Source organism: Pradoshia sp., assembly GCF_051873915.1.
Taxonomy (GTDB): domain Bacteria; phylum Bacillota; class Bacilli; order Bacillales; family Pradoshiaceae; genus Pradoshia.
The window spans coordinates 1-6,650 of sequence record NZ_JBJEFJ010000160.1 but is presented as its reverse complement, the minus strand read 5'-3'; the positions used below and the strand labels follow the sequence as shown (position 1 = coordinate 6,650).

General features: G+C 45.9%; 8 protein-coding genes. 3 read left to right on the top strand and 5 right to left on the bottom strand.

What is annotated here, in order from left to right; translation table 11 throughout:
- Positions 1–9: 9 nt before the first annotated feature.
- The 5 genes from ACI35L_RS14220 to ACI35L_RS14200 form a co-directional block, all read right to left on the bottom strand.
- Entirely contained in the window at positions 10–573 is a 564-nt protein-coding gene (locus ACI35L_RS14220) for an FAD-dependent oxidoreductase (protein WP_439803145.1), read from the bottom strand.
- Positions 574–635: 62 nt separating this feature from the next.
- Positions 636–1,499, bottom strand: a complete 864-nt coding sequence (locus ACI35L_RS14215; protein WP_439803144.1) for a GNAT family N-acetyltransferase — start codon at positions 1,497–1,499, stop codon at positions 636–638.
- Positions 1,500–1,555: 56 nt separating this feature from the next.
- Positions 1,556–1,873: a VOC family protein gene (locus ACI35L_RS14210; protein WP_049671661.1), complete on the bottom strand. Its 318-nt coding sequence runs from the start codon at positions 1,871–1,873 to the stop codon at positions 1,556–1,558.
- Between the two features lie 10 nt (positions 1,874–1,883).
- Positions 1,884–2,888 (bottom strand): S-adenosylmethionine:tRNA ribosyltransferase-isomerase, encoded by a 1,005-nt coding sequence (locus ACI35L_RS14205; RefSeq protein ID WP_439803143.1) that lies wholly within the window; start codon positions 2,886–2,888, stop codon positions 1,884–1,886.
- Positions 2,885–3,604, bottom strand: a complete 720-nt coding sequence (locus ACI35L_RS14200; protein ID WP_439803142.1) for an SDR family NAD(P)-dependent oxidoreductase — start codon at positions 3,602–3,604, stop codon at positions 2,885–2,887. The genes ACI35L_RS14205 and ACI35L_RS14200 overlap by 4 nt, the downstream gene beginning before the upstream one ends.
- A 158-nt stretch (positions 3,605–3,762) precedes the next feature.
- On the opposite strand from ACI35L_RS14200, the gene ACI35L_RS14195 reads away from it, so the two are divergent.
- From ACI35L_RS14195 to ACI35L_RS14185, 3 genes are all read left to right on the top strand, one after another.
- Positions 3,763–4,881, top strand: coding sequence for a GAF domain-containing sensor histidine kinase (locus tag ACI35L_RS14195; protein WP_439803141.1), 1,119 nt, complete (start codon positions 3,763–3,765; stop codon positions 4,879–4,881).
- Between the two features lie 18 nt (positions 4,882–4,899).
- Entirely contained in the window at positions 4,900–5,541 is a 642-nt protein-coding gene (locus tag ACI35L_RS14190; RefSeq protein ID WP_439803140.1) for a response regulator, read from the top strand.
- Positions 5,542–5,623: 82 nt separating this feature from the next.
- The gene (locus tag ACI35L_RS14185) at positions 5,624–6,586 is read left to right on the top strand and encodes a DMT family transporter (RefSeq protein ID WP_049671665.1); all 963 of its coding nucleotides are present in this window, start codon (positions 5,624–5,626) and stop codon (positions 6,584–6,586) included.
- Positions 6,587–6,650: the final 64 nt, after the last annotated feature.

Here is a 6,650-nt window from a genome sequence, read left to right as displayed (position 1 = left end):
TACTACCTCTTATCCTTTTAACACATCATGGTCTACATAACGTTCACCATTCAATTCACTAATGACATTGATGGCAACCTTTGCCCCATGCCCCGCTGTAATGATGCCATGCATGCTCTCTCCTGCAACTGTTCCGGCAGCCCATACATGCGGCATATTCGTTTTCCCTTCAGCATCCACATCAATAATGGTCTTCACGCGCGGCTCTGTGCCAGGCTTTGTCTTAATACCGGAAGCCTCTGCGATCGTTGCGAGCATCCCAGTCGCGATGATGACCTCTTTCGCTGTGAATGAATTGCCTTCAGTGAATACGGTCACGCCGTCTTCTCCAGACTCAATCTTCATAACCGTTTCATCAAAGAAGCCTGCTCCAAATTTCACAGCCTGCTTCTTGCCGATAGCAATTAAATCCGGTCCGCTTATTTCCTCTATTCCATAGAAATTCTCGAACCAGGCACGTTTTGTTACTCCTTTGTCATTATCAAGTACAACCGTTTTCTTCCCTGCTTTCGCTGCCAGAATAGCAGCGCTCGCACCTGCTGGGCCTCCGCCAATCACAATGATATCGTGCATGTTTATATGCCTCCTTTTTCTTTTATTCCTACCCCATTAAGTATACCAAAAAAGGAGAATATTCAATCAACTACAATCCGTTCCATCCATACTTGACCAATCGTCTCTTCAAAGCCTATTTCCTTTAACGCTTCAACCATCACATCATTTCCTAATGGCAGGTTAACGACATACAAGCTGGATGCTTTCAATTGCATAACGGATTCAAGAAGAATCTTAGCCGCTTCAGGTTTTGCCTCTGCATCTATTCTTAACTGATATAGATAAACTGCAGGCAAACCGCCATCCTCCTGCCATATCCTCTGAAAGATAGCATAAGCGCATTCTTTTCCACTCTCGTCTATCATAACAAGCCCTTCTCCATTTGGAATACTTCTGCGCTGTGTCTGCCACGGGATATGTTCATCATAGAATGAGAGTCTGGCTATTTCCGCTGGAGCGCGGAATTCTGCACGATAGGAAGAAGAAGTGTCCTTTAATAGGATTGGATTCTTGCAGACATAATTCATGAGTCGGCCAACGAGTTTATATCCCATTTTTTCATAGAGATGAATAGCCGAGTGATTATCTTGGATGGCCTCCAGCGTTGCCTTTTTAACCCCCTCCTGCTCATAAATACGCAGGCATTCAGCGATAGCTAAACGTCCAAGACCCCTCCCTCTGTATTCAGGAGCGATTCCGGTTCCACCATTCCAGGCTTGCTTCTCTCCATGTACTTCACGAATCCCGTTAAGAACAATCCCAACAGGCATTCTCCCATCATATAACAGGATGGAGTGCTCAGCTGATAATTCCTCCTGGGCCATACGCTTGATGAATTGTTCATAGGAAAATTCCATTTGGACAAAATAACCCTCAAACCCTCTATTCCATGCCGAAAGTATATCTTGGAGTGTACAGTCCTTTAATCGTTTGATGGTCACCATTAAGCTCCTCTCCTTTCTTATCCGTCCACCCCAAACTATATTCGAGTCCTAAACATTCAATTCCTTTTTAGGAGCTCAATCAAATGACCATCTTGACTATGAAAAAAAGCTGATTCCCAGCCATTTTCATATTTTTGATAATCAGCAGCACCCGGCAAAAGCGCCGGGAACTCTTTGACCTCAAAGCAAATATGCCAGCTAGATGTCTCTTTATTCTCGGTAAGTTCCAGCCGCAGCTCCCCCTTCGTTAGAAAGATGATCCGCTCCCCGGCTAACGTCAGTTCCTCTTCTAGTTGAAATCGGCATAGATGTATATAGAATTCTAGTGATTCCTCTAAAGAATTCACCTCAAGACCGAGATGATGAAACTCCATCCCATCCCTCCTATATGATTAAATTCATATCTCCAAACTCATGCCATAAATACCTATTCTGAATGGCCATCTCATAAGCATGGATCAATTTATGAGAATCGATAAAGGAAGAGAGCAAATCAAGATGGCTTGCATCAGCTTCATGAAAACCAGTTAATAGGCCATCAATTGTCCGCCGCTGATAATCCTCACCAATAAATAGATTTGTGAATCCTGAGGCTTTGCCAGTTAGAATGGCTGATTCGACTGCTCGGACTACCGTTGTTCCCACAGCAATGATTCTTCCTCCCTCTTTTTTTGTTCCTTGAATCCAATTGAGCGTCTCTGCCGGAATATGATAATACTCCGGATTCCCTTCTGGTCTAACGGGGTAATGGTCATCGAGAAAATCACTTAAGCCTGTGTGAAGCTGCAAGAAACCTAGCTGAACCCCTTTCTTCTGGAGATCAAAAAGCAGCTCCCAAGTAAAGGCTCTTCCTGCTGAAGGCATTTCTGTCGAACCAGGTACAGATGCATATACGGTTTGATACCTCTCAAGCTCCCAGGGTGTATCAATATATTCATAGCGGATAGGCTCACCAAAGCGATAAAGCCAATCATAAAACAGCTCATCCGCCTGATTAAACGAGACAGTCCAGAGCGGCATACCCTCCACCTTGTTGATTACCTTGGCCATTAATTTACCAGGAAAGTGGAGGTTGTCACCTTCCTTAGTACCCTCATCGATAACGAGCACATCCCAATCGCCATTCTCCCATTTCCTTGCCAGCCGCACCTCCTTGCCGCAAATAGTCTTTAACACAGCAGGCAGGGTACGGCTATTATTTAATAAGAGCAAATCGCCCTTTTGCAAATAATCGCCTAAATGACAAAAGACATCATGGGCTACCGCTCCTGTTTCCTTTTGAAGAACCATCAGCTTCACATGATCTCTTCTCAACCCGCGCTCCTCTGGAGGGGAACTAGCATTCAAGTCAGCAGGCAGATGGAATGGTTGCTCCACAGCCCTCATCATTCCTTCGCCCCGCCATCGAATTGCTGCGCTTCAAAGCGTCTGCCTGTAACCAAAAGCGAATCATCAGAGGCAAGATAAAGAAAGACATCCAATATTTCCTCCGGCTTTGGCAGCTCATAATCTCGTTCCGGCACGGCTAGATGATGCATCTCTGTGTCCATGCTCCCTGGGTCAACCATATTCACACGGATGGCCGTTTCTGCTAATTCATCCGCCCAGGTTTCTGTTAACCCTTCTATTCCGAATTTTGATATTCCATAGGCTCCCCAGCCTGCGTAACCAGTCCCGCCAGCCTCTGAGGTGATATTAATGATTGACCCGCTCCCTTGAACGAGCATGCCGGGCAGTACGCGCTTCGTGACGAGAAAAGGATTTAGGATGTTCACCTTTAGGACGTGAAGGAAATCCCTGTTCGGATAATCAAGCAATAAAGGCATCGGACTTGGACCGAGAATGGCTGCGTTATTGATGAGCACATCAATCCGGCTGAATCTTTGCTCCGTCATAGAAATAAATCGCTCCACATCCTTTTCGATGGACACATCCGCTGCCACCGCAAGGAGCTCACCCGAAAACGTTTGTGTCTCCTGACGCAATCGCTCCAGCCCCTCCTCTCCCCTTGCACAAACCGCAACATGGTTCCCCTTTTTTAAGAACGCATGAGCTAAAGCCTTCCCAAGTCCTTTCGAGCCGCCTGTAATGACAATTGTTTTCATGATACTCGCTTCCTTTCCATAACTGTTCTTACATCTATGGTACGGAATCTTCCGGCAATCGAGTATCAGTGATTAGAAGGAAACCTTCTACAACTTTAGTTGTACTCCCTTGCAAAACTGTATAATAATAACAAACGATTCTTTAAGGAGACGGGAAAATGAAACGGGATATCTTTCTATCCGAACTGGAGCTATTAAAGGGGATTGCCGAAACATTGAATGAAGGCACTGAGCTAAAAAAAATGCTCGGAGATTGTTTGCGAAAGCTGCTCCAGCTGACCTCGCTTGAAGCAGGCTGGATCTTTCTGATTAATCACGAAGGAAGCTATGAGCTGGCTGCTGCCGAGTCGCTGCCTCCTGCTCTTACGAACCCGCAGCATCATGCGCTTACTGAGGGGGATTGCTGGTGTGTCAACCGGTTTCGAAATGGGACGTTAACAAAGGCATCTAATATAATAGAATGTAAGCGTCTGGAAAATGCCCGCAATGGGAACTGGGGCGATACATATGGACTTGTCTATCATGCGACGGTCCCTTTAAAGGCTGGCGAGGAGCAATTCGGATTATTAAATGTCGCTGTGAAGAATAAAGAGACGTTTGAAGAGCACGAGCTTGCCCTCTTAGAATCTATTGCCTATCAAATCGGGACCGCCTTAAAACGGATTCACCTGACCATGAAGGAGCAGGAAATCAAAATCGCCGAAGAACGCAACCGCCTAGCGCGGGATTTGCATGATTCCGTTAATCAAATGCTCTACTCCATTAATGTAACGGCAAGTGCAGGGAATCGGTTAGCGAAGGAGGAGCCAATCAAGGAAATCATGGCAGATATCCAGAAATTATCCCAGCATGCCCAAGCAGAAATGAAAGCACTCATCTGGCAGCTGCGGCCAGCAGGATTGGTAGAAGGATTGGCTTGCTCGGTGAAGAAATATGGAGAAATGCTTGGTTTAGCCGTCCATGTATCCGTTGAGGGTGTTTCGATGCTTTCCTCCCTCCAGGAGGAGACCCTATGGCGGATTGCCCAGGAGGCCTTCCACAATACCTTAAAACATTCAGGAGAACGCACAGTCCATGTAGCATTTCACTTCAAACCTGATTCAGTAGAAATGACGATTTCAGATGAAGGCATTGGCTTTAATTATACGGAGAATGCCTGGTTACCCAGCCTCGGCCTGAAAAGCATGGAGGAAAGAGTAAAAAGCCTTCATGGAAAAATAGCGATGAACAGCGAACGGGGAAACGGCACCACTCTTGTAATAGAACTGCCCATTTAAAATAGGAGGGAAAAATCTATGCCAATCAAAATTCTTATTGCTGATGATCATTCGGTTGTTAGAAAAGGGCTGAGCTTGCTGCTGGCGAGCCATAGTGGATTCGAGGTCATTGGTGAAGCAGCAAACGGTCAGGAAGCTGTCACGAAAGCCATAGAGCTGCAGCCTAATATTATTCTTATGGATTTAGTCATGCCCATTATGGATGGCATTGCCGCAACCAAGGAGATCCTCCGTATGCAGCCTGACATGAAGATTCTTATCCTGACGAGCTTCTCTGATTCTAATCATGCCATTCCTGCCCTTGAGGCTGGTGCAGCCGGCTATTTATTAAAGGAAAATGACCCGGATGAGGTTATACGAGCCATTATGAAGCTGATGGATGGCGAGAAGCAAATTCACCCAAAGGTAACTGAAGGCTTATTATCCGCCCTTAACACAAGAAAAAGTCCGGAACATCAATTGCTCGAAACTCTGACGGCCAGGGAAAAAGAAGTTCTGGGGGAAATCACGAATGGGAAAAGCAATAAAGAAATTGCGGCTGCTCTCTTTATCAGTGAGAAAACCGTCAAAACACATGTGTCCAATATTTTATCGAAGCTATGCCTGCAGGACCGGACACAGGCAGCCCTGTATGCCATCCGCCATCTGCCTGCTAACTAAATCACTTTTACTTGATGAAAGTTCAAAATAGTGAGAAAATCACTAAAATGGAAAAATCATACGAGAACACGGAGGAATACACATGGCAGGAAATCGCTGGGTTGCCAATTCAATTTTACTAAGCGTCGCAATGGTGTGGGGATTAACATTCGTCATCATCCAAGATGCAATCGTCACTTTGCCTCCCTTCGCCTTTAACGGCTTAAGGTTTGGTTTTGCGGCTCTACTATTATGGCTCTATTTACAATTCAACCCGGCAAAGCCCCTACAGCTGAAGAAATTAACAGGGCAATTGAAGTACGGCCTTATCCTTGGCATACTCCTATTTGCAGGCTACGCCCTGCAAACGTACGGCCTGCTCTATACCACCTCAGGCAAGTCAGGCTTTATTACAGGATTATCTGTCGCCTTAGTTCCCTTTCTGACCTTTATCATTTTGGGACATAGAGCTAAGCTGCAATCACTTTTCGGTACAATGCTTGCCGTTGCAGGCTTATATATCATGGCTTTTTCCGACCTCTCCGCGATTAACTTGGGAGATGTCCTAACCTTTATCTGTGCTATCTGCTTCGGACTGCAGCTCGTCTATACAGCCAAATATACAACCAAGGCTGACACAGCCAATCTTGTCCTTATCCAGTGCTTAACGGTTGGTGTGCTGAGCGGAATTTCATCCATACTGTTTGAACCAGCCATAGAGGCCGCCGTCTTCAGCAGCTCGATAGTCATTATGTCCCTATTGATTACGAGCTTGCTCGCAACCGTTTTTGCCTTTATCGCCCAAACACATTACATTAAATACACAACGCCTGCACATGTCGCACTCATTTTTGCCACCGAGCCTATCTTTGCCGTCATCGGTGACTTTGCCTGGAACGGTGCCCTGCTTGGTCCTGCTGCCATTACAGGCTCGGCATTTATCCTAGCCGGAATGGTCCTTGCAGAAGTTCCGCTTCCTCGTCCCATCCTCGCTTTCTTTACTCGGAACACAGAGGCGAATATAGCTGAAATTCCGATTGAGGATGAGCCGCCTATCCAGAAATAAAGCCTGTAGACAGAGCCTCCATAAGGTTCAGTCATCAGGCTTTTTGTCTACATAGGCTCTAGTT